The organism is Streptomyces sp. NPDC050759 (assembly GCF_044456945.1).
GTDB lineage: Bacteria > Actinomycetota > Actinomycetes > Streptomycetales > Streptomycetaceae > Streptomyces.
On record NZ_JBITGI010000002.1, the window covers coordinates 377,733 to 398,165 of the forward strand.

20 protein-coding genes are annotated in these 20,433 nt (G+C 71.4%); 10 read left to right on the forward strand and 10 right to left on the reverse strand.

What is annotated here, in order from left to right:
* Window positions 1–193 precede the first annotated feature (193 nt).
* Genes ACIBJB_RS07575 through ACIBJB_RS07605 form a run of 7 tightly spaced genes read right to left on the reverse strand, consistent with a single transcriptional unit; the run spans window position 194 to window position 7,710 of the window.
* Entirely contained in the window at window positions 194–1,012 is an 819-nt protein-coding gene (locus ACIBJB_RS07575) for an IclR family transcriptional regulator (protein WP_398927508.1), read from the reverse strand.
* Window positions 1,009–1,746, reverse strand: coding sequence for an MBL fold metallo-hydrolase (locus ACIBJB_RS07580; RefSeq protein ID WP_398927510.1), 738 nt, complete (start codon window positions 1,744–1,746; stop codon window positions 1,009–1,011). Before ACIBJB_RS07580 ends, ACIBJB_RS07575 begins: the two co-directional genes overlap by 4 nt.
* Window positions 1,737–3,155 (reverse strand): M20 family metallopeptidase, encoded by a 1,419-nt coding sequence (locus ACIBJB_RS07585; protein WP_398927512.1) that lies wholly within the window; start codon window positions 3,153–3,155, stop codon window positions 1,737–1,739. The genes ACIBJB_RS07580 and ACIBJB_RS07585 overlap by 10 nt, the downstream gene beginning before the upstream one ends.
* Complete coding sequence (locus ACIBJB_RS07590) at window positions 3,152–4,117, reverse strand: ABC transporter permease (protein WP_398927514.1); 966 nt, start codon at window positions 4,115–4,117, stop codon at window positions 3,152–3,154. The genes ACIBJB_RS07585 and ACIBJB_RS07590 overlap by 4 nt, the downstream gene beginning before the upstream one ends.
* Entirely contained in the window at window positions 4,114–5,067 is a 954-nt protein-coding gene (locus tag ACIBJB_RS07595; protein WP_398927515.1) for an ABC transporter permease, read from the reverse strand. Before ACIBJB_RS07595 ends, ACIBJB_RS07590 begins: the two co-directional genes overlap by 4 nt.
* The gene (locus tag ACIBJB_RS07600; RefSeq protein ID WP_398927517.1) at window positions 5,060–6,640 is read right to left on the reverse strand and encodes a sugar ABC transporter ATP-binding protein; all 1,581 of its coding nucleotides are present in this window, start codon (window positions 6,638–6,640) and stop codon (window positions 5,060–5,062) included. Before ACIBJB_RS07600 ends, ACIBJB_RS07595 begins: the two co-directional genes overlap by 8 nt.
* 2 nt (window positions 6,641–6,642) lie before the next feature.
* Window positions 6,643–7,710, reverse strand: a complete 1,068-nt coding sequence (locus tag ACIBJB_RS07605) for an ABC transporter substrate-binding protein (protein ID WP_398927519.1) — start codon at window positions 7,708–7,710, stop codon at window positions 6,643–6,645.
* 459 nt (window positions 7,711–8,169) lie between these two features.
* Here ACIBJB_RS07605 and ACIBJB_RS07610 point away from each other — a divergent pair, with 459 nt between their 5' ends.
* Window positions 8,170–8,496 (forward strand): hypothetical protein, encoded by a 327-nt coding sequence (locus ACIBJB_RS07610; protein WP_398927521.1) that lies wholly within the window; start codon window positions 8,170–8,172, stop codon window positions 8,494–8,496.
* Window positions 8,497–8,816: 320 nt separating this feature from the next.
* Here the strand turns inward: ACIBJB_RS07610 and ACIBJB_RS07615 are convergent, their stop codons facing one another.
* Complete coding sequence (locus ACIBJB_RS07615; protein WP_398927523.1) at window positions 8,817–9,563, reverse strand: SDR family NAD(P)-dependent oxidoreductase; 747 nt, start codon at window positions 9,561–9,563, stop codon at window positions 8,817–8,819.
* A 93-nt stretch (window positions 9,564–9,656) separates the two neighbouring features.
* On the opposite strand from ACIBJB_RS07615, the gene ACIBJB_RS07620 reads away from it, so the two are divergent.
* Complete coding sequence (locus tag ACIBJB_RS07620) at window positions 9,657–10,265, forward strand: TetR/AcrR family transcriptional regulator (RefSeq protein ID WP_398927525.1); 609 nt, start codon at window positions 9,657–9,659, stop codon at window positions 10,263–10,265.
* Window positions 10,266–10,480: 215 nt separating this feature from the next.
* On the opposite strand, the gene ACIBJB_RS07625 is transcribed toward ACIBJB_RS07620, so the two are convergent.
* Window positions 10,481–11,344: a universal stress protein gene (locus ACIBJB_RS07625; RefSeq protein WP_398927527.1), complete on the reverse strand. Its 864-nt coding sequence runs from the start codon at window positions 11,342–11,344 to the stop codon at window positions 10,481–10,483.
* A gap of 406 nt (window positions 11,345–11,750) precedes the next feature.
* Window positions 11,751–12,392, reverse strand: a complete 642-nt coding sequence (locus tag ACIBJB_RS07630) for a helix-turn-helix domain-containing protein (protein ID WP_398927529.1) — start codon at window positions 12,390–12,392, stop codon at window positions 11,751–11,753.
* Between the two features lie 260 nt (window positions 12,393–12,652).
* Between ACIBJB_RS07630 and ACIBJB_RS07635 the strand changes: the two genes are divergently transcribed.
* The 8 genes from ACIBJB_RS07635 (at window position 12,653) to ACIBJB_RS07670 (ending at window position 20,431) form a co-directional block, all read left to right on the forward strand.
* Complete coding sequence (locus tag ACIBJB_RS07635; RefSeq protein WP_398927531.1) at window positions 12,653–13,174, forward strand: flavin reductase family protein; 522 nt, start codon at window positions 12,653–12,655, stop codon at window positions 13,172–13,174.
* Window positions 13,171–14,055: an MBL fold metallo-hydrolase gene (locus tag ACIBJB_RS07640; protein WP_398927533.1), complete on the forward strand. Its 885-nt coding sequence runs from the start codon at window positions 13,171–13,173 to the stop codon at window positions 14,053–14,055. Before ACIBJB_RS07635 ends, ACIBJB_RS07640 begins: the two co-directional genes overlap by 4 nt.
* Window position 14,056: 1 nt before the next feature.
* On the forward strand, window positions 14,057–15,277 hold the full coding sequence (locus ACIBJB_RS07645) for an amidohydrolase family protein (RefSeq protein WP_398927535.1): 1,221 nt from the start codon (window positions 14,057–14,059) through the stop codon (window positions 15,275–15,277).
* Window positions 15,278–15,396: 119 nt separating this feature from the next.
* The gene (locus ACIBJB_RS07650) at window positions 15,397–16,167 is read left to right on the forward strand and encodes an ABC transporter ATP-binding protein (RefSeq protein WP_398927537.1); all 771 of its coding nucleotides are present in this window, start codon (window positions 15,397–15,399) and stop codon (window positions 16,165–16,167) included.
* Window positions 16,164–17,045 carry an ABC transporter permease gene (locus ACIBJB_RS07655; protein ID WP_398927539.1) on the forward strand — a complete coding sequence of 294 codons (882 nt, stop codon included), beginning with the start codon at window positions 16,164–16,166 and terminating at the stop codon, window positions 17,043–17,045. The genes ACIBJB_RS07650 and ACIBJB_RS07655 overlap by 4 nt, the downstream gene beginning before the upstream one ends.
* Before the next feature lie 55 nt (window positions 17,046–17,100).
* Window positions 17,101–18,273, forward strand: coding sequence for a hypothetical protein (locus ACIBJB_RS07660; RefSeq protein ID WP_398927541.1), 1,173 nt, complete (start codon window positions 17,101–17,103; stop codon window positions 18,271–18,273).
* Entirely contained in the window at window positions 18,273–19,649 is a 1,377-nt protein-coding gene (locus ACIBJB_RS07665) for an FAD-binding oxidoreductase (protein ID WP_398927543.1), read from the forward strand. The genes ACIBJB_RS07660 and ACIBJB_RS07665 overlap by 1 nt, the downstream gene beginning before the upstream one ends.
* On the forward strand, window positions 19,646–20,431 hold the full coding sequence (locus ACIBJB_RS07670; protein ID WP_398927545.1) for a creatininase family protein: 786 nt from the start codon (window positions 19,646–19,648) through the stop codon (window positions 20,429–20,431). The genes ACIBJB_RS07665 and ACIBJB_RS07670 overlap by 4 nt, the downstream gene beginning before the upstream one ends.
* The last annotated feature ends 2 nt before the right edge of the window (window positions 20,432–20,433 follow it).

Here is a 20,433-nt window from a genome sequence, read left to right on the forward strand (position 1 = left end):
GCCGTCCGGTGAGTGGTCGGCCCGGGTCACGGTCGGTCCGGGCGGCGGTCAGTCCGATGGGCCGTCGGCCGGGTGGCGGTCCAGCCGAGCGGTGCTCAGTCCGGTAGGCCGTCGGCCGGGTGGGAGGTCCGCCCGAGCGGCGGTCAGTCCAAAGGGCCGTCGGCCGGGTGGGCGGTCGGATGAGTGGGGGGCTTCAGTGGTCGGCGGCCTTCTGGTGGCCGCCGCCGCGTACGCGGGAGGAGCCGAGGACATGGGAGATCTCCATGCCGGTGCGGACGACCATGGGGCCGACCTCCCGGACCCGGGCCGGGGTCATCCGGGTGGTGAGGCCGGAGACGCTCAGGGCGCCGACCGGCGCGTCGGTGTGGTCGAAGACCGGTGCGGCGACGCACCGTACCTCCGGTTCGTTCTCCCGGTCGTCGATCGCGTACCCCCGGCGTCGGACCCGGTCGAGTTCGAGGCGCAGCCGTTCGGCGTCGGTGACCGTGTACACGGTGACCGGCGGCATGCCGGCGGCCACCACGACGCGGAACGCCTCCTCGCCCTGCCAGGCGAGGATGGCCTTGCCCACGGCGGTCCGGTAGGCGGGGACGCGGCTGCCGATGCGGGAGCCCATGCGGACGTTGGTCTCGTTCTCCACCTTGTCGATGTAGACGACGTCCGGCGGCTCGTAGACGACGAGGTGGCAGGTCTCCCCCACCAGGTGCTGGAGCAGCCGCAGCGGTTCCGCGGCGACGGTCCGCAGGTCGAGTGAGGACAGGTAGGCCTGGCCGAGCCGCAGGGTGCCGTGGCCGAGCCTGAACCAGCCGGTCTCCCGGTCGCGGACCAACAGATCGGCTTCCATGAGCGGTGAGGTGAGACGCAGCACCGTGCTCTTGTTGATGCCGAGATCCTCCGCGATACGGGTCAGGGACATGCCCCGGCCGGTCCCGGCGTGGTCTCGGACGTACTCGAGGACGGTCAGGGCGCGGCGCAGTGAGGTGGCCTGGTTGCGGCGGACCGGTGCGGTCATGTCGTACTCCTCGGCAGCAGGCCGCGGGCGACGGCGTCGCGGGCGGTGGCCAGGTGCCTCCCGGCACGGGCGAGTGAGACCTCGTGGTGGCCGGGGAAGAGCGCGTCGACGTCGAGCGCGGCCAGCCGCATCAGACTGGTCGCGTACGCGGGCACGCGGCAGTCATGCAGATTCTGCAACGAGATGCGCCCTCCGGTGAAGACGCAGTCCCCGGAGAAGAGTGCCTGGTAGGCCGGGGTTCGCAGGTGGTAGCAGGTGTGGCCGTCGGCATGGCCGGGGGTGGCGACGGCCCGGACGACGACTCCTCCGCCGAGATCGATCTCCGTGCCGTCGGCGAGGGATTCGACGCGGGGGCAGGGCCGGAAGGCGTAGTCGGCCGGGTAGACGCCGGCGGCCCTGCCCTTGTCCACGCTGAGTCCCTGCTCGTCGCCCTCGGCGATCCAGCGCACCGCCGCGGCCCCGGCCAGCACGCGCAGCCCGGGAAGTTCCTCGGCGAGGGCGGCGGCTCCTCCCGCGTGGTCGGCGTGGCCGTGGGTGAGCAGGAGGTGGTCCGGACGCGTGCCCGTGCTGTCCGCCTTTCGCAGGATGCCGGGCACGGACCGGCCGGCGCCTGCGTCGACGAGGACGCTGCGGCGGCTGCCGCGCACGAGGTAGACGTGACAGTCCAGCGGATCGCTGAGATCGAACCCGGCGGCTCCGCTGGCGAGGAGATGGACGTGTTCGGTCAGCTGCATGGCCGCCGCCCCTGTGGCGGTATGCCCGCACGGAAGGAACCCCGCGCTCGCTCCTGCGACGGAGCGTCCACGGGGGAACCTCCGCGGGTCCGCTCCCGCAGCGGGACCTCCACGCGAGGATCCCCGCCGCCTCGCTCCCCCGACGGGACCTCCACGCGAGAATCCCCGCCGCCTCGCTCCCCCGGCGGAACGGCCACGCGAGGATCCCCGCCGCCTCGCTCCCCCGGCGGAACGGCCACGGAGGAAGGTGGGCCCTTGAGGAGCCGCCTCCCCGTCTCGCGGACGGTGGCCACCACGATCCGCGCGGCCAGCTCGACCTCTGCCAGGTCCACCGACTCGGTCGCGGCGTGGGCGTCCGTCACGGAGCCGGGGCCGAACACCACCGACGGCATCCCGGCGCGGGCCAGTTTGCTGGCGTCCGTGCCGAAGGGCATGCCCTGGATGTCGCAGGGGCGGCCGTGGGCGGCGAGGGCATCGCGCAGTGCGGTGACGACAGGGGTGTCGGGTGGTGTGTCCAGGGCCGGGTCGACCGTGAACGGTGGGTCCACCTCCGTGCCCAGGGCGGTGAGCTCGTCGCGGTCCTGGTGCCAGACTGTCACCGGGTCCTCGCCGGGGAGCGTACGGCGGTCGATGTCCACCTCACAGGTGCCGGGAATGGTGTTGGGGCCCGTGCCGCCGCGGACCCGGGTGACCGAACGAGTGGCGGGTCCCAGGAGCGGGTGCGGTGCCACGGCCGGGCGCGTGGCGGCGAGGTGGGCGATGACGGGGGCCATCAGCGAGATCGCGTTGACCGCCTCCTCGGGGCGGGAGCTGTGTCCGGGCCGGCCTGTGGTGCGTACGGTGTAGCGCACGACCCCCTTGTGGGCGGTGGCCGGCACCAGCCCGGTGGGCTCACCGACCAGCGCGCCGACGACAGGGCGGTCCGCCAGCGTTTCGAGCAGGTGCAGGACACCCCGGTAGGCGTGTTCCTCGTCGCAGACCCCGGCCAGCACCAGCGTGAGCGGCGGCGGCCCGCCGCGGGCGAGTTCGGCGGCGGCCAGCATGAACGCGGCGAGTGGCCCCTTGGCGTCGCAGGCACCCCGCCCGTACAGCCGGCCGGCGCGGACCTCACCGTCGTGGGGCGGAACCGTCATGCCGTCCGTCTCGACCGTGTCGAGGTGCGATTCGAGGAGGACCACCGCCGGGTCCCGGCCGGGAACGACGGCCACCACGTTGCACCGACCCGGCAGCACCTCCTGCAGCTCGGCCTGTACGCCGTGCCGGCCCAGCCAGTCGCGGACATGGGCGGCCATCGCCGTCTCTCCACCGTCGCCCGGCGCGCCCCGGGGGTTCACGCTGGGGATCCGTACGAGATCGCGGACGAGATCCCGTACGGCGTCGATCGCGTCCCGGGACGCCGGGGACGTCACGTCCTGCGCTCCCTCGCGTAGACCAGGAGCAGGCCGATGATCAGCACGCCGAGGACGACCTGACGTACCCCCTCCGAGAGATTCCAGGAGATCAGCAGGGCGGTCAGCAGGGTGAGCAGCAGGGCGCCGCCGACCGTGCCGAGGAGGTGGCCCCGGCCACCGAGGATGGACGTGCCACCGAGGACCACGGAGGCGATGGACAGGAGTTGGTAGGGGTTGCCCATCGTGAGCGAGCTGGTTCCGGTGAAGCCGAGCAGTACCAGTCCGGCCACTCCCGCGAGCACGGCACAGGACACGTAGGCGGTGAACGCCGTCGCGCCGAGCGGCACTCCGGAGGCGCGGGCCGCGTCCTCGCCGGCGCCCAGCGCGAACGCGTACCGGCCGGTGCGGGACAGGTGCAGGAGCCAGCCGGCGACGGCCGTGACGGCCAGCCACAGGACGAACGCCCAGGGCACCCCCAGCAGGCGGCCGTTGGCGAGCGAGTCCAGCAGCGGCAGGTGGGCTGAACTGGGTGAGCCGTCGGTGTACACGAGCAGGGCGCCGGACAGGATGGTGCCGGTGGCCAGGGTCATCACCATCGGCGGCACCCGCAGCCACACCACGCCTGCCGCGTTCACGGCGCCCACCAGCGCGCACAGCGCCAGGGCCGCCACGACGCCGCTCGCGCCGCCGCCCGAGCCGGAGGCGACCTTGGCGCAGACGACGGCGGACAGGGCGACCACACCGGACACCGACAGGTCGATACCGCTCATGATCACGACGAGGGTCTGGCCGACCGCGACGATGCCGAGGAACGATGCCGTCTGCACCAGGTAGCGGACGTTGGCGACGCTGTCGAAGCCGTCCGCGAACAGGATCGCCGCCAGCCAGGTGACGCCGAGGACGCCGAACGCCCAGGCCGCGCGGCTGCCGCGCAGCGCGGCGACCCCTTCGGTGCGGATCGTGCCCGTCATGCCGGTCATACGGCGGCCTCCCTCGTGAGGTACGTCTTCAGGGCGAGCGCCACGACGAGGATCACTCCTTGCACGATGAGCTGGTAGAAGGGCGAGATCCCGGTGAACAGCAGCAGGTTGGTGAGCAGGCCGATGACCAGCGCGCCCAGGACCGTGCCGCGCATCCGGCCGACACCGCCGAAGAAGCTGATGCCGCCGAGTACGCACGCCGCGATCGAGTTGAGCGTGTACGGCGTGCCGATCGTGGGGTCCGCCGAGCCGGTCTGCACGGCCAGCCCGATCCCGGCGAGTCCGGTGAACGCGCCCGCCAGCGCGTACCCGGCGATCTTGGTACCGCGGGTGTGCAGACCGCTGGCGTAGGCGCCGTGTTCGTTGCCGCCCACGGCGTAAAGGGCGAGCCCGTGCCGGGTGGTGCGGAGCAGCTTCCACGCGGCGAGCACGAGGGCGACGGCCAGGGCGGGTACGGCGAGGCCGTTCCACCCGTTGTTGTACGCGTTCACCAGTCCGCCCGGGACATGTCCCCCGGGCTGCGGCAGGACGATCAGGGTGACGCCGCTCCACAGGAACGACGCGGCGAGCGTGACCACGATCGGGGGCAGACCGGCGTACGCCACGAGGGTCCCGTTGGCCGCGCCGGCGGCGACGGCCGCGCACAGGGCGGCGAGGGCCGCTGTCACGACGCCGCCCGCGCTGTGTGCGTCGTAGGTGGCGAAGACGGCCATGGCGAGCCCGAGTACGGCGCCCAGCGAGAGGTCGATCCCCCCGAGCAGCATCACGGTCGTCTGCCCCGCGGCGGCCAGGATCAGCGGCAGGAACTGTGCGGACAGGATGGTGACGGAGGCGGGGCTGAGCAGGCTGGAGTCGTAGTGCTGGTAGGCCACGAGCACCACCAGCAGGAGTACGAGCAGCCCCACGAGGTCGGTGTTTCCCCGGGCGGCCGACGTGATCCGGTCACGCATGGGCCACACTCCCGGGCTCTGTCTTCGGGTCCGCATCCGTATCCGTGGCCAGGAACCGCGGGACGTCCGGGGCCGTGCCCGTGCCCATCACGGATGCCCGTACCAGGCGTTCCTCCGTCAGGGCCGGGCCGGTGAGGCGGTCCACGATCGTGCCCTCGTACAGCACCGCGACCTCGTCGCAGAGGCCGACCAGTTCCATGGTGTCTCCCGAGGTGACCAGCACGGCCAGGCCCTCGTCGGCCAGGCGGCGCAGCAGGTGATAGATCTCGCGTTTGGTGCCGATGTCGATGCCCCGCGTGGGTTCGGCGAGCAGCAGGACCCGGGGGCCGGTCGGCAGCCACTTGGCCAGCGCCACCTTCTGCTGGTTGCCGCCCGACAGGCGGCGGGTCTCCTGCGCCGGGGACGTGGCCTTGACCTGCAACCGCTCGATGAGGTCACCGACCAGCCGGGTCTCGGCGGCCCGGTCGACGGTGGTGAGGCGGCGCCCCGGGGCGAGGGTGCGCAGGCTGGGCAGGACGAGGTTGTCGCGTACGCTGCGCGCGGTGTGGACGCCCTCGGTCTTGCGGTCCTCGGGGACGTAGGCGATGCCGTGCCGGATCGCGTCACGGGGCGAGGGCAGCCGTACCGGCCGCCCGTCGAGTGTGACGTGCCCGGTGTGGCGGGCCAGGCCGAACAGGGCGCGCAGCACCTCGCGCTGGCCCTGGCCCTGGAGTCCGCCGAGGCCGAGGATGCGGCCGGGCACCAGGTCCAGGTCGACGGCGGAGCAGGCGCCGTCGACGGTGAGGGCGCGGGTCCGCAGCAGGGGCTCACGGGTGGTACCGGTCGCCTTCTCGGGGAAGAGGTCCGAGAGTTCGCGCCCCACCATCAGCCGCACGATGTCGTTGTGGTCGGTCTGTTCCCGTTCCCGGGTCGCCATCACCGCCCCGTCCTTGAGTACGGTCAACCGGTCGCTGATGGCGAAGAGTTCGGCCATGCGGTGGCTGACGAACATCACCGAGCCGCCGCGTTCGCGCAGTTCGCGCACGACCCGGAAGACGGCGCCGACCTGTTCCTCGTCGAGCGCCGAGGTCGCCTCGTCGAGGATCAGCAGGCGGGGTTCGCCAGCCAGCGCCTTGGCCAGTTCGACCAGTTGGCGGCGGCCGAGCGGCAGACGCCCGGCCCGGGTGCGCGGGTCGATGTCCAGGCCGACCCGCTCCAGCAGGGGCCGGGCCCGCGCCGCGAGGTCACGGGCCCGCACCAGACCGCGCCGGCTGGGCCAGACGCCGAGGAAGATGTTCTCCGCAACGCTCTGGTGCGGGTTGAGGCTCAGCTCCTGGTGGACGGAGCCGATCCCGGCGGCCCGGGCGCGGTGGGGAGACCACGCCCGGGAGACGGGAGCGCCGTCGTGGACGATCCGCCCCGAGTCGGGCGCCAGCATCCCGGTGACGAGGGAGAGCACGGTGGACTTGCCGGCCCCGTTCTCACCGACGAGCGCCAGGACCTCTCCGGGCTCGACGGTGAAGCTCACCTCCCGCAGCACCTGGTTCCCGGCGAACGACTTGGACAGCTCCTCCACGCTCAGCAACGGCGCCATGGTCACTTCCCGATGAGCTTGTCGATCGCGGACTGCGGCAGGTCGTTGATCGGGTAGGAGTCGTCCGGCTGGTCCGGCTTCACGTAGTCGGCCAGGTTCTTGTCGGTGATCTCGGGGAGCGGGACGGTGATGTCCTGCGGGACGGACACGCCCTCCCGCTTGGCGACCGCCGCTTCCAGGGCGATGACCGCGAGGTAGTTGGGCTGGGCGGTGGCGAGGGAGGAGAAGCCGTCCTTCTGGTGGGACCGCCACATCTTCAGGAAGCCGTTGTAGTTCTCTCCGGTGACGGGAACGAGCTTCTTGTCCTGCTTGACCAGCGTCTGCAGCGCGGCCGCCGACAGCGCGCCGCCCTGCGAGAAGACACCGTCGATGTCCGGGTGCGCGGAGTAGGCGGAGGCGAAGGCCTGGGCGGCCGGGGCGAGGTTGTACTCGCTGTGCACATTGCTGACGATCTTGATGTCCGGGTACTTCTTGAAGACGGCCGCGGCACCGGCCCAGCGGTCCTCGCTCACGGCCACGCCTGCCGGGCCGTTCATGGCGATGACGCTGCCCTTGCCCTTCAGCTTGTCCGCCAGCCAGGTGGCCATCATCGAGCCCCACGCCTTCTGGTCGGTGCCCACTCTGATGACCTTCGTGCTGGTCGGCAGGGAGTCGAAGGCCACGACGGTGATGCCGGCCGCGACGGCTTGTTCGAGTGCCGGGTTCAGCGCCGTGGAGGAGCCGGCGTCGACGATGATCACGTCGTACTTCTGCTGGATCATGGCGCGGATCTGCGCGATCTGCTGCGAGGTGTCGCCGTTGGCGTTGAAGGTCTTGAAGGCGCTGACCTTGCCGGCCGACTTCAGCTTGCTGACGTCGCCTTCCATCATCTTCAAGGTCTGCTGCATCCATGACGGGGTCAGGTAGATGGTCGACCAGCCGACCTTGAGGTCCTTGGCCGTCGCCGGCGAGGCACTCGCGCCGCTCTTGGCGGTGGTGCTGTCGGACTGGACGTCGCACGCGCTGATCCCGGCCAGCGCGCACAGGGAGGCCGCGACTGCCACCGCACCGCGTACAGAACCTGCGTTCATGGAAGCTCCTCAGTTCGTTCGGGAGACGCCGGGCCGGACGAGTGGGCCGGGTGTCGGTGAGTTGGGGAGCGGTCTTTCGCGAGGCCCGCGCGCCGGAACAACGGTGGTCCGGCCGGTGGGGGGCGCTTCGCCCGATGAGGACCGATCTGTTGAGACGGCAACGTAGAAGGTGCGCGCGGCCTCGCACCACGTCTGCAACACTTAATTTCGCATTGCACAACATGGCCGCTCGGAGAGCTGCGGCGGCCTCCGGTACTCGGGTATCAGTGCCGCTACGAACGCCGGGCCTCGCCGACTTGGGCATGTCGGCACCGGAGTCCCGCAACGGCCGCCGGCCAGGGTCGAGTCGGACGTCAGCACCTGCCCGTCCATCGCGAAGACGTGGGTCCACCACCGCCGAACGCGACGGCCGGCCGGTCGGGGCGCAAGCTCGGCAGGCGTCGGCCACTCGGGGCCGTGGTGGCTGCTCCGTACGGTGCCCGGCGGGATGCCGTGTGCAGTGAGGGCTGTCCAGGTCAGGGCGCGGGCTGCCTGGCCGTGGCCGCGCAGCCGGGTGCCGAGCCGGACGATCAGGTCGTGCAGGGCGTCGCGGACGGCGGCGCCGTCCAGGGTGTGTTCATCGCAGCGGTAGCGGACGCTCGTCGTGGCAGGCAGGGCGTGGGGGACGACGGGGCGGGGGTCGATGCCGGGGCGCGGCCAGGCGGCCAGGCGGCCTTTCCGCCCGGCAGGTGCTGCACGGTCGCCGGCGGTACCGCGGCGAGCAGGCCCACGCAGTGGATGCCGTAGTCCCGCAGCGCCGCCGCCTGCCTTGGGCCGATCCCGTGCAGGGCCTCGACCGGCAGTGGTCCGAGCCGGCCGGTGACGTCTCCTCGGGGGCGATCGCCAGGACGCCGCCCGGCGGGGGAACCCGTCCCGAGGCGGTCGCGGCGATCGTGATGGAGGGCCGATGCCGGCGCGGACGTCGGTGCCCAGGCGGGAGACCGTCCGCACCTGCAGCACCTCCCCCAGCCGGCGGGCGTTCCCCGCTCTCCGTTCTGTGTTCTCCGTTCTGTCGGGTGGCGGGTGGTGAGTGCGCAGGAGCGGCCGGTCGGGACTCCGCGTGCGGGTCAGAACTGGTTCTCTCCGCCGTTGACGTGCAGGGTGGTGCCGAGCATGAAGCTGCTGTCCGCGGAGGCGAGGAAGGCCACGGCGGCGGCCACCTCCTCCGGGCGCCCCATCCGCCCGATCGGCACCCCAGACGCGAGTTCCGCCTTGACGGCGGCCGCGTTCTCCTCGCCGATGGCGATGTCGACTCCGGGGGTGTCGATCGCGCCCGGCGCGACCGTGTTGACCCGGATGCCCCTGCCCTTCAGCTCGTTGGCCCAGGTTCGCGCGAGGGACCGGACCGCGGCCTTCGACGCCGCGTACAGGCCGAAGTTCTCCCGGCCGTCGTCGGCGCGGATGGAGTCGTTGAAGATCACCGAGGCGCCGTCGTTGAGCAGCGGCAGAGCCTTCTGCACGGTGAGCAGGGTGCCCCGGACGTTGACGTCGAAGATCTGGTCGAACTGTTCCCCGGTGGCCTGGGCCAGCGGTGCGAGCGTGGCCATGCCCGCGTTGGCGAAGAGCACGTCCAGGCCCCGGCCGCGGTCCCGGATCGCGTCGTACAGCCGGTCCAGGTCGGTCGGCTCCGCTATGTCGCCCGGCACCGCGGTGACCGCGGAACCGATCGACTCGACGGCCCTGTCGAGCGCGTCCTTGCGTCGGCCGGTGATGAACACATGGGCGCCCTCGGACGCCAGCCGCTCGGCGGTGGCCAGGCCGATTCCCGTGCTGCCGCCGGTGACGACGGCGGTCTTGCCTTCCAGCTGTCCCATTGCCTGAACTCCCGAAACTTAGATACCGATCGGTGCAGAATGGAAACGGTACCACTTCTGCACCGATCGGTATCAAGGCCGTAGGATGGGGTCATGGAGATCACCCGGAAAGCGCCGATCGGCCGGCCGAGAGGCTTCGACGCCGACGAGGCCCTGGAGCGGGCGATGATGGTCTTCTGGGAGCAGGGCTACGAGGGTGCCAGCCTGACCGACCTGACCAGCGCCATGGGCATCACCCGCAAGAGCATGTACGCGGCCTTCGGCAACAAGGAGGAGCTGTTCCGCAAGGCCCTGGAGCGCTACACCGAAGGCCCCGCCGCCTATGCGGACCGGGCGCTGGAGGAGCCGAGCGCCCGGGAGGTGGCCACGGCGTTCCTCGCCGGCTCGGTCAGCACGACCACCCGCCCCGGCTGCCCCGTCGGGTGCCTGGGTGTGCAGGGTGCGCTGGCCTCGGGCGACTCCGGACGGCCCGCCCATGATGCCCTGATCGCCTGGCGCGACGACGGCCGTGCTCGCCTCCGCCACCGGTTCCAGCGGGCCGTCGACGAGGGTGATCTGCCCCCCGGCGCGGACCCGGAACTGCTCGCCCGATACGTCATGACCGTGGCGAACGGCATCGCCGTCCAGGCCGCCGGCGGTGCCACCCGCTCCGAACTCCAGCAGGTGGCCGACGTGGCACTGCGGAACTGGCCACCCGTCTGACAGTTGGTGTCCGTGGGAGCGTGTCGCGCCACCCGAAATGTCGACCGGTCCCCCTCACAGCTGTTGTGCCCCATCGCCCATGCCCGTGGAGGGGCCCCTTCGTCCGTGCTCGGTGCTCGGTGATCGGGGCCGGGTACGAGGCCGGGGGCTCATACGGAGGTCACAGCCCCGGCGGGCCACCCCGTCATGTGCGCGGTGGCCTGTGGTGGCCGGGATCAGCCATGAGGGACGACGGCGACGGGGCACCGCCCGTGATGGATGGCGGCATGGGTCACGTGGCCCAGATGGGGTGCCACGTCGTGCCGGTGTGTGCGCCGGCCGACGACGAGCAGCGCGGCGCCTTCGGCAGCATGCACGACGGCCTTCGCGGGAGTCTCGAGCCGGATGGCGTGGGCCGCGTCCACCTGCGGATACTTCTCGCGCCAGCGATGGAGGGCCTTGCTCAACTCCTGCTGCGCGTCCCGTGTCATCTCCTCGGTGACGGCATGGTCCACGCCCCAGGGCACGTGCGCGTGGAGCGGCACGCTCCGGCCGTGTACGGCCAGGAGCGGAACCTCTCTGACCGCGGCGGTGTGGAAGGCGAAGTCGAGCAGTTCGTCGCTGGATCCGTGGAGTTTCAAAGCCACGACCACACGGCTCGCCGGCGTCGGGTGCGCTGTCCCGTATCCGGTGCGGACCAGGACGACCGGCCGCTCCGTCCGGGCAACGACCGGCATGCTGACGTCACCCAGAAAGTAGCTCCCGACGGAGTCCAGCCCCCGTGAGCCGAGCACGATCAGCTCGGATTCCGACGCCGCCTGGAGCAGGGCCTTCCGAGCATCGTCGGCCACCAGGCTCCCGATGACGGTCAGACCCGGGTGGCTGGATTCCAGTTCCGCGCGTGCGGTGTGGACGAAGCGCTTCGCCCAATAGTTCTGATCGACTTCCGAAGGGATGCGGGCCGGTTCCGGCACCAGCAGTGGCCACGCGTGAAGCAGGCGCAGCGCGAGTTTGCGCTTGTCGGCCTCGGCGGCGGCCCAGCGGGCGGCGGCGAGGCTCTCGGGTGAGCCGTCGAGGCCCACGGTGATGACTGGCTGCATGGCGGCGGCCTCCGTCTCGTACGAAGCTGGATACGACGGTGGGTGACGGGGGTGACGGTGGACGAGTCCCATGGCGTGCATGCTCCGGACGTCGCCGACATGCCGAGCGCGGTGCTTCTCTTCTTCGAGGAGTACCCCAATATCCTCCCCGGCGCATGTGGAGCCGTGGAGGAGAGCGCAGGCACATGACACCCCCGGTCGAGCCTGGAGGCGGTGGACATGCGACTGCTGGTGAACGCGAGCCTTCCGCCGCACCGGCTCGGGCAAACACACCAGCACGATGAGCCTCATCGGCGCACCGTTCATCTCCCGCCGACCGGCCGACACACCGTCCTACGGACGAACTCTGCCGACGAGCCTTGCGCAGCAGCTGGACAAGCCTGTGGACGGACCGACCGTGTCGACGTCAGGAGTGGCGGTCGGCTTCGCCCGTCGCGTTCTGGACGGTGAGGATCCGCACCCGTGAACCGTCGCCGACGGCACGCCAACGGTGGGGAGTTCCTCCGGGGTAGCAGATACTGTCTCCCGGTCCGAGCACGTGGAGACGGGGTCCGTCCGCGGTCTGCAGGTCGATCTCGATCTCACCGGCCACGACGTAGACGAACTCGTCGCCGGGGTGGTCGTAGTACTCTTCGAACCCCTCCCGGGTCCCGGTGTACTCCACGGGATGGACGGAGTAGGCGGGGGAGCCGAGCATGCGTGCCGTGCCGCCGGGGTTGGCCACGGGCAGGCCCTCCCCCGAGCGCACCAGGTGGACGGAGTCGGCCGAGGCGCCGGGACGCTGTACCGCCGCCGCGGCCATGAGCGCCTGCTGCGTGGTGCCGAGGGCACGGGCGATGCGGTGCAGGGACTGCATGCTCGGCTGAGTAAGACCCCGTTCCAGCTGGCTGAGGAACGGGTGGGAGAGCGTGGCGCGCTCGGCGAGCTGTACCAGGGTCAGGCCCCGCTCCTTGCGCAACTTGCGGATCTCGCCACCGAGTTCGGCGCGCAGCGATGCATCCGAGTCCTGGGCGGCGGGCGAGGTGCTGTTGGCGGATCGGGTCGGCATGGCAGGAATCCTAAACGGTCCGGACGGAGGGGCCCTTGGAGTCCTCAAGGCGTCCGGGGAGAGGTTTTACGCCGACGAAACACCGGGACCCTACGCTCAATGTTGATGGTACGAACATTCTATGCGTCGTCGGTCGGCCCGTCGGTCCGCCCGCCGGTCCGCCAGTCCCTCCGTCGGGGGTCCGTCGGGTCCGTCGACTCGTAGCGGTGTACGTCCGTACGTACCCCTCCCCCGTCCCGCCCAGCCTCCAGGGAGCCCTTATGGCCGCGGCCACCTCCGACCGTCCCGTCGACTCCCCGCCGGACTCCGGCTTCCTCGACGCCATGGCCGCCCTCGCCGGGGGCGTCTGTGTCGTCACGGCCCTGACAGCCGACGGGCGCCCGGTCGGTTTCACCAGCACCGCCGTGATGAGCGTCAGCCGCAAACCGCAGCTGCTGGCCATCGGAGTGGGCCGCCGCGGCCGTACGCTGACCACGCTGCTCGACGGCCGCAGGTTCGCGCTGAACATCCTGCACGCCGACGGCGAGCACGTCTCCCGGCGCTTCGCCGACCGCTCCGCGGACCGGTTCGCGGAGCTGGAGTGGTCGGCCGCGGAGCGCGGCGGACTGCCCCTGCTGCTCGCGCACAGTTCGCACGCGGTCCTCTGCCGCGTCGCGCAGGACCTCCCGGCCGGGGACCACCAGCTGATCGTGGCGGCCGTCGAGCAGGTCGTGCCCGGCACGGGCGGACCGACCGCGCTCGTGCACCATGGTCGCCGCTACCACGCGCTCGGTGCGGCGTGAGCAGTCCCGAATGGTTCCAAGTCGCCGAGACCGGCCCGGGTGCGTTCGTGATCGCCGAGCCGGGCCATGTGAACAGCTACCTCCTGCTCGGCGACGAACTGGCCCTGCTCTACGACACCGGCATGGGCGTCGGCGACATCGGCGAGCGGGTACGGCGGCTGACCCGGCTCCCGCTGCTCGTCGTCAACTCCCACCACCACTTCGACCACCGCGGCGGCAACGCCTCGCTGGCCGGATACGCCGAGGACATCGCCGTACACGCCGAAGGGGCCGACCTGCACACGGCTCCGGCTCCGCGGGAGTGGCTGGAGGCGTATGCGCACATCGCGCACGACCTGCGGAAGCGGTACGAGGAGTTCCGCGCCCTGGACACCGGCGGTTTCTTCCTGACCGATTCCCGCGTCGAGGTGCGGCCGGTTCCCGACCTGGCCGACTGGCGGATCGAGGCCGTACGCCCCACCCGGCTGCTGCGCGAAGGAGACGTCCTCGACCTGGGTGGCCGGCGCCTGGAGGTGCTCCACACTCCCGGGCACTCACCGGACGGCATCTGCCTGTGGGAGCCGGAGACCGGACTGCTGCTGGCCGGGGACACGTTGATCAGTGGTACTTTTTTCGCCCATGTGCCGGGCGCCGACGTGGCCGCCTTCGCCGACTCGACGCGCCGCCTCGCCGAGCTGCCGGTCGCCACCGCACTGCTCGGCCACCATCTGCGGCACCGGGAGTCGGCCGACTTCGTGGGCCGGGTCGCCGAGGCGTTCGCGGCCGTGCGGGACGGCCGCACCCGCCCGTACGCCTCCACCGACATGTTCGGCGTCCCCGTACGCCGTCACGACTTCGACGGCTTCGCGGTGCTCACCGCGCCGCACGGAACGGACCACTGACATGCCACCACTTCTGCTGCGCGGCGCGCGCCTGCCCGACAAAGGCGTCCGCGACGTTCTGCTCGCAACGGACAGCGGCCTTGTCGCTCGGGTCGCCCCGCCCGGTCTGCTGCCTTCCGGCCCCGACGAACTGGACCTGACCGGATACCTGCTCCTGCCCGCCCCGGCGGAACCGCACGCCCATCTGGACAAGGCCCTGACCTGGGACCTGGCGGGCGCCCTGCCGGGAGACCTGCCCTCCGCTGTCACCGCCTGGCGTGCGTACGCCGCGCGGATCACCGAGGAGGACGTGTTCCAGCGCGCCCGACGGGCGGTCGACGAGCTCTGCGCGAACGGTGTGACGGCCGTCCGGACCCACGTGGACCTCCTGACCACCGACGGCAGTTACCGTGACGGTGATCCGCTGCGCGGCCTGCGCGCCCTGCTCCGGCTGCGCAGACAGCTCCGCGGGCGGGTCCGTCTCCAGATCGCCGTCCTGCACGTCGACGCCCCGGACGAGCTGCTGCACGAGGCGCTCGACCTCGGCGCGGACCTGCTGGGCGGCTGCCCCCACCTGTCCGCGGACCCGGCCGTGTCCGTGGAGCGCACGCTGCGCATCGCCGCCGAGCACCAGGTCGGGGTCGACCTGCACGCCGACGAGACCCTCGACCCGGGGGCAGCGGATCTGCGCCTGCTCACCCGTGCCGTGCGGGAGCGCGGCTTCGTCTCCGGCGTCACCGCGAGTCACTGCGTCAGCCTGGGCGCGGTGGAGCCGGACGAGGCGGCTCGCACGGCCAAGGAAGCCGCGGCTGCGGGCATCGGCGTGGTCACCCTCCCGCTGACGAACCTCTACCTGCAAGGCCGCGGCCGACCATCGGCCACCCCGCGCGGCCTCACCGCCGTACGCGCCCTGCTGGATGCGGGCGTGACGGTCGCGGCCGGCGGTGACAACATCCAGGACCCCTTCAACCCGGTGGGCCGGGCGGATCCGCTCGAGACGGCGTCCCTGCTGGTCACGGCCGGTCACCTCAGCCCGGACGAGGCGCTGCACGCGGTCACCGGGGGAGCTCGGGCGGTCCTCGGGCTGCCCGAGGCGGGGCCGTACGAAGGGGCTGTCGCCGATCTCCTGGCGGTGCGCGTGCAGAGCGTGTCGGAGGCGCTCGGCGCGTCCTGTCCCGAGCGGATGGTCTTCGCCGGCGGTCGGCTGGTCAGCCGTACGTCGGTGGTCCGCGAAAGCTTCTGAAGGTCTCCAGACGCCGGACGCGGCAGCTCTCGGCGAACGGATACGGCCACGACACTGGCCGGAAACAATCAATGTTCATGCTATCAACATTCCTGACTGTGGCACTGAAGGGAGCTGACGTGCCGACCACCGCCGAAGCGACACTCGCAGCGACACGTGAAGCGGCGCTGCGATTCGAGAGCGTCGACAAGCACTTCGACAACGGGACCACCGCCCTCACGGGGCTCGAACTCTCCATCGCACCGGGCGAGTTCGTCGCCGTCGTCGGCCCCTCGGGCTGCGGCAAGTCCACCCTCCTCCGCCTCGCCTCCGGCCTGGACACCGCAACCGGCGGCACGGTCCACGCCCCCACCGACTCGGTCGGTTATGTCTTCCAGGACCCGACCCTGCTGCCGTGGCGCACCGTCCTCGCCAACGTCGAGCTCCCCGCCGAACTCACCGGGACCCCGAAGGCCGAACGGCGGGAACGAGCGCTGGACGCCGTGCGCCTGGTGGGCCTCGAGGGCTTCGAGAAGCAGTTGCCGGGGCAGCTGTCCGGCGGCATGCGGATGCGCGTGTCCCTGGCCCGCGCCCTCATGACCCGTCCGTCGCTGTTCCTGCTCGACGAACCGTTCGGCGCCCTCGACGAGATGAGCCGCCTGCGCATGCAGGAGGAACTCCAGCGCATCTACGCCGAGACCGGCTTCGCCGCGCTGTTCATCACCCACTCGGTGACCGAGGCCGTCTTCCTGGGCGGCCGGGTCGTCGTGATGTCGGCCCGACCCGGCCGGATCACCGCCTCCTTCGAGGTGCCCTTCGCCCATCCCCGTCCGGCCGAGCTGCGCTACGACCCCGAGTTCGGCCGCATCGCCGGCGAGGTCTCGGCGGCGCTTCGAGGAGGTTTCCAGTGAGCGCCCACGTCACCGTCACCGCGCAGACCCCGGACGTCCTGCCGACAACGGACTCCGCACAGGCCGCGCCCGCGGCCCGCGCACGCCGGCGCCGGGCCCGGACCGCCGCGCTGCTCACGCCGCTCGGCTCGCTCGGCGCGGCCGTCGGTATCTGGTACGCCGTCAGCTATCTGCTGCTCAGCCCCGCCCGGCGCTTCCTCGTCCCGCCCCCGCAGCAGGTCCTCACGGTGGCGTTCCTCGACTGGACGCATCTGCAGCCGATGCTCCAGGCGCTGTGGCTCACCGCCCAGGTCGCGCTCGTCGGTCTGCTCATCGCCTCCGCGCTGGGCGTGACGGCGGCGGTGCTGATGAGCAGGGCCCGCTGGCTGGAACGCTCCCTGTACCCGTACGCGGTGATCCTCCAGACCGTGCCGATCCTCGCGATCGTGCCGCTGGTCGGCCTCTGGTTCGGCTTCGGCTTCACCAGCCGGGTGGTCGTCTGCGTCCTGATCGCCCTCTTCCCGATGATCGCCAACACCCTGTTCGGCATCCAGTCGGTGGACCGCACCCACCACGACCTGTTCACCCTCCAGCGGGCGAGCCGCTGGGCCCGGCTGCGCAAGCTCGAACTGCCTGCCGCCCTGCCCTCGGTCTTCACCGGGCTGCGCACCTCCTCGGGCCTGTCCGTGATCGGCGCGATCGTCGGCGACATGTTCTTCAAGCAGGGCGAGCCCGGCATCGGGACCCTGCTCGACGTCTACCGCTCCCGGCTGCAGTCCGAGGACCTGTTCGCCGCGATCATCCTCGCCTCGTTCTTCGGCGTCGCGGTCTTCGCGGTCTTCACCCTCCTCGCGCGGCTCGCCGTCGGCTCCTGGCACGCCTCGGCCGACCGGCCGTAGCCCGGCCCTTTCCCCGCCTTCCCTTCACCTCACCCCGTCCCTCTGGGAGTCAGTCATGCCCTCAACCGCCAGACGCGCCGCCATCGCGGGCGTTTCCTCCATAATCACCCTGGTATCGGTCACCGCCTGCGGCGCTGGCTCCACCGCCTCGACCGGCTCCGCGGACAAGCTCCCGGCGGCCCCCGCCGCCCAGCGCCTGGCCGACGTCTGCCCCAAGACCATCGTTGTCCAGGTCGACTGGGAGCCCGAGGCCGAACACGGCCCCCTCTACCACCTGGTCGGCCCCGGCTACACGGTCGACTCCGCGAAGAAGCGCGTCACCGGCCCGCTGGTCGTCGACGGCAAGGACACCGGCGTCGACATCCAGATCCGGGCGGGCGGCTCCGCCATCGGCTACCAGACCGTCCCCTCGCAGATGTACGTCGACAAGAGCATCACCCTCGGCACGGTCACCACCGACGTGGCGATCACGGCGTCCGCCAAGCAGCCCGTCACGGCCGTGGCGGCGCTGATGAAGAAGAGCCCGCAGGTCCTGATGTGGGACCCCGCCACCCACCCCGACTGGAAGACGATCGCGGACATCGGAAAGTCGAACGCGAAGGTCGTCTACGTGAACGGCAGCACCTACGCCTCACTGCTGGTCGACAAGGGCCTCATCAAGAAGAGCCAGCTGGACGGGAGTTACGACGGCGCACCCGCCCGCTTCGTGTCCAACCCGGGCATCGCCCAGCAGGGCTTCGCCACCGCCGAGCCGTACATCTACCAGCACGAGGTGTCGGCCTGGAAGAAGCCGATCAAGTACCAGCTGCTCGCGGACGTGGGGTTCAACGTCTATCCGGAAGCGCTGTCGGTGCGCAGCGGCGAGCTGAAGTCGCTCAGCCCCTGCCTGAAGAAGCTCGTGCCCGTCCTGCAGCAGTCGGCCGTCGACTTCGCGGCCCGGCCGTCGGCGACGGTCAAGCTCATCAGCGACCTGGTGCAGCAGTACAACACCGGATGGGTCTACTCCGAGGGCACCGGCGCCTTTGCCGCACAGCAGATGGTCAAGCTCGGCATCCTCGGCAACGAGTCCGACGGCAGCATCGGGAGTTTCGACATGCAGCGCGTCGCTTCCGCCCTGAAGACCTTCACCCCGCTTGTCGAGCAGAGCGGCGCCAAGGTCAAGCCGGGTCTGGCCGCCCGGGACGTGGCGACCGACGAGTTCATCGACACCTCGATCGGACTGAAGTGATGACGACCGGAAACCTGACCACGCTCACCGAACTCGTCGACGACGGACCGACGACGGCGGTGACGGAACGTCAGCCGACGTCCGGCATCGAGGAATTCTGCGCCGAGGCCGCTGAACTCCTCGGCTCCGACGGGGTGATCCGCGATCCAGCGGCACGGGAGAAGGCCTCCTGCGACTGGGCGCACATGTCGCCCATCCTGTCCGCGAGACTCCCCGCCGGGCACGCCGAGGCCGTCCTGCGCCCCACCTCGCACGAGCAGCTCCCGGGCATCCTCGCCCTGGCCCATCGCCACCGCATCCCCCTCACCGCCCGCGGCAAGGGCACCGGCAACTACGGCCAGGCGATCCCGCTGTACGACGGTGCCGTGCTCGACCTGACCGGCTGCGACCGGGTCCTCGACGCCGGCGACGGCTGGATCCGCGCCGAGGCCGGGACGAAGATGTCCGACCTCGAAGCCCACGCCCGCACGCTCGGTCAGGAGCTGTGGATGTTCCCGTCCACCTTCGGCACCACCCTCGGCGGCTTCCTGTCCGGCGGGAACGGCGGCACCGGATCGCTCGTGCACAAAACCAACAGCGACGGCTTCGTCAGGGAGTTGACGGTCGTACCGTGCACGGCGGACGCCGAGCCCTTCACCGTGCGGGATTCCGACGCGCTGCCGTACATCCACGCCTACGGCACCACCGGCGTCATCGCCACCGCGACCGTACGGCTCCAGAGGGCCCGCACCTGGACCGGGCTGTTCGCGGCCTTCGACGACTGGGCGGCCGCCACCGCCGCACTGTCGGCGCTCGTACGGCTGGAACCGGCACCGCGTCTGGCCTCGCTGGACGAGGCCGGCCTCGTCCGCGTCTACCGGCCTGATCCCGCGCTGGACCCGACGGCCCTGAGCCTGCGCGCGATCGTCGAGGAGGAGGCCGTCGACCAGGCGCGCGCGATCGTCGAGGCGTCCGGCGGCCGCGTCCTCGAGGTCCGGCCCGCACCGGACGGCCCCGCGCTGATCAGCTCGCTGTCCTTCAACCACCCCACCTACCACCTGATGAAGGCCGAGGACGGCTGGTTCCACCTGGAGATCGGTGGCGACGTCCTGCTCGGCGACACCACCGAGATCAGGAAGGTCTTCCCGGACACTCTGCTCCACCTGGAGGGCATGCGTTCGGGCACGGTCGGCATGCTCATGGCCCGCTTCCGGGACGAGCAGACGGTGTACGAAGGCATCACCGCCCTGGAGGCCCTGGGCGTCCGTGTGCACAGCCCGCACAACTGGTACGTCGACCGCCGCCTGGACCTGGTACGGGAAGCGGCCTGCACCGCCGACCCGCTGGGTCTGCTCAACCCGGGCAAGATTCCCGCCACGTCAGGGGACACTCCGTGACCTTCACCCGGTTCATCGACCTCAGCGGCCCGGACATCGAGCGGCTCGGCGAGCACACCGTCGCCGTGCTGCCCGTCGGCGCGGTCGAGCAGCACGGGCCCCATCTGCCCGTCGCCACCGACTACTACATGGCCGAGGCCGTCGCCGATGGCGCCGCCCGCCTCGCCGGGGAGAGCTGCGACATCACGCTGCTGCCGGGACTCGCCTACACCAAGTCCGACGAACACGCCTGGTCGCCGGGAACGCTGTGGCTCAGCGCCCGCACCCTGCTGTCCGTCCTCGACGACCTCGGCCGCTCCCTGGCCGCCGGCCCCGTACGCCGGCTCGCCTTCCTCAACGCGCACGGCGGCAACAGCGCCCTGCTCGGCGTCGCCCTGCGCGAACTGCGGACCCGGCACGGCCTGCGCACCTTCCTGCTGCACGCCTCGCTCCCGGCCGACCAGGGCGGCACCTCCCCGGCCACGGAGTACGGCATGGGTGTGCACGGCGGGCTCAAGGAGACCTCCGCGATGCTCCACCTGCGCCCGGACCTCGTGGACATGTCCCAGGCCCGCCGCAGCGTCCCCGAACACCTCACCACCTACGAGCACATCGGCTTCGGCAAGCCGGTGTCCTTCGGCTGGACCAGCGACGACTTCGCCACCGGCAACGGCCTCATCGGCGATCCCACCGGGGCTACGCCGGAACTCGGCCGCAAACTCGTCGACGCGTCCATCGCCGCGGCCGCCGCCGCGTTGCGCGAATGTGCGCGCTTCCTGCCCGACCGCCCCTTGACCTCCTAGGG

Excerpts from the sequence above, each read along its gene's own strand:
- ACIBJB_RS07575 (WP_398927508.1), bottom strand. The coding sequence starts at position 1,012 with ATGACCGCACCGGTCCGCCGCAACCAGGCCACCTCACTGCGCCGCGCC.
- ACIBJB_RS07580 (WP_398927510.1), bottom strand. The coding sequence starts at position 1,746 with ATGCAGCTGACCGAACACGTCCATCTCCTCGCCAGCGGAGCCGCCGGG.
- ACIBJB_RS07590 (WP_398927514.1), bottom strand. The coding sequence starts at position 4,117 with ATGACCGGCATGACGGGCACGATCCGCACCGAAGGGGTCGCCGCGCTG.
- ACIBJB_RS07595 (WP_398927515.1), bottom strand. The coding sequence starts at position 5,067 with ATGCGTGACCGGATCACGTCGGCCGCCCGGGGAAACACCGACCTCGTG.
- ACIBJB_RS07600 (WP_398927517.1), bottom strand. The coding sequence starts at position 6,640 with ATGGCGCCGTTGCTGAGCGTGGAGGAGCTGTCCAAGTCGTTCGCCGGG.
- ACIBJB_RS07605 (WP_398927519.1), bottom strand. The coding sequence starts at position 7,710 with ATGAACGCAGGTTCTGTACGCGGTGCGGTGGCAGTCGCGGCCTCCCTG.
- ACIBJB_RS07615 (WP_398927523.1), bottom strand. The coding sequence starts at position 9,563 with ATGGGACAGCTGGAAGGCAAGACCGCCGTCGTCACCGGCGGCAGCACG.
- ACIBJB_RS07620 (WP_398927525.1), top strand. The coding sequence starts at position 9,657 with ATGGAGATCACCCGGAAAGCGCCGATCGGCCGGCCGAGAGGCTTCGAC.
- ACIBJB_RS07625 (WP_398927527.1), bottom strand. The coding sequence starts at position 11,344 with ATGCAGCCAGTCATCACCGTGGGCCTCGACGGCTCACCCGAGAGCCTC.
- ACIBJB_RS07630 (WP_398927529.1), bottom strand. The coding sequence starts at position 12,392 with ATGCCGACCCGATCCGCCAACAGCACCTCGCCCGCCGCCCAGGACTCG.
- ACIBJB_RS07635 (WP_398927531.1), top strand. The coding sequence starts at position 12,653 with ATGGCCGCGGCCACCTCCGACCGTCCCGTCGACTCCCCGCCGGACTCC.
- ACIBJB_RS07645 (WP_398927535.1), top strand. The coding sequence starts at position 14,057 with ATGCCACCACTTCTGCTGCGCGGCGCGCGCCTGCCCGACAAAGGCGTC.
- ACIBJB_RS07660 (WP_398927541.1), top strand. The coding sequence starts at position 17,101 with ATGCCCTCAACCGCCAGACGCGCCGCCATCGCGGGCGTTTCCTCCATA.
- ACIBJB_RS07665 (WP_398927543.1), top strand. The coding sequence starts at position 18,273 with ATGACGACCGGAAACCTGACCACGCTCACCGAACTCGTCGACGACGGA.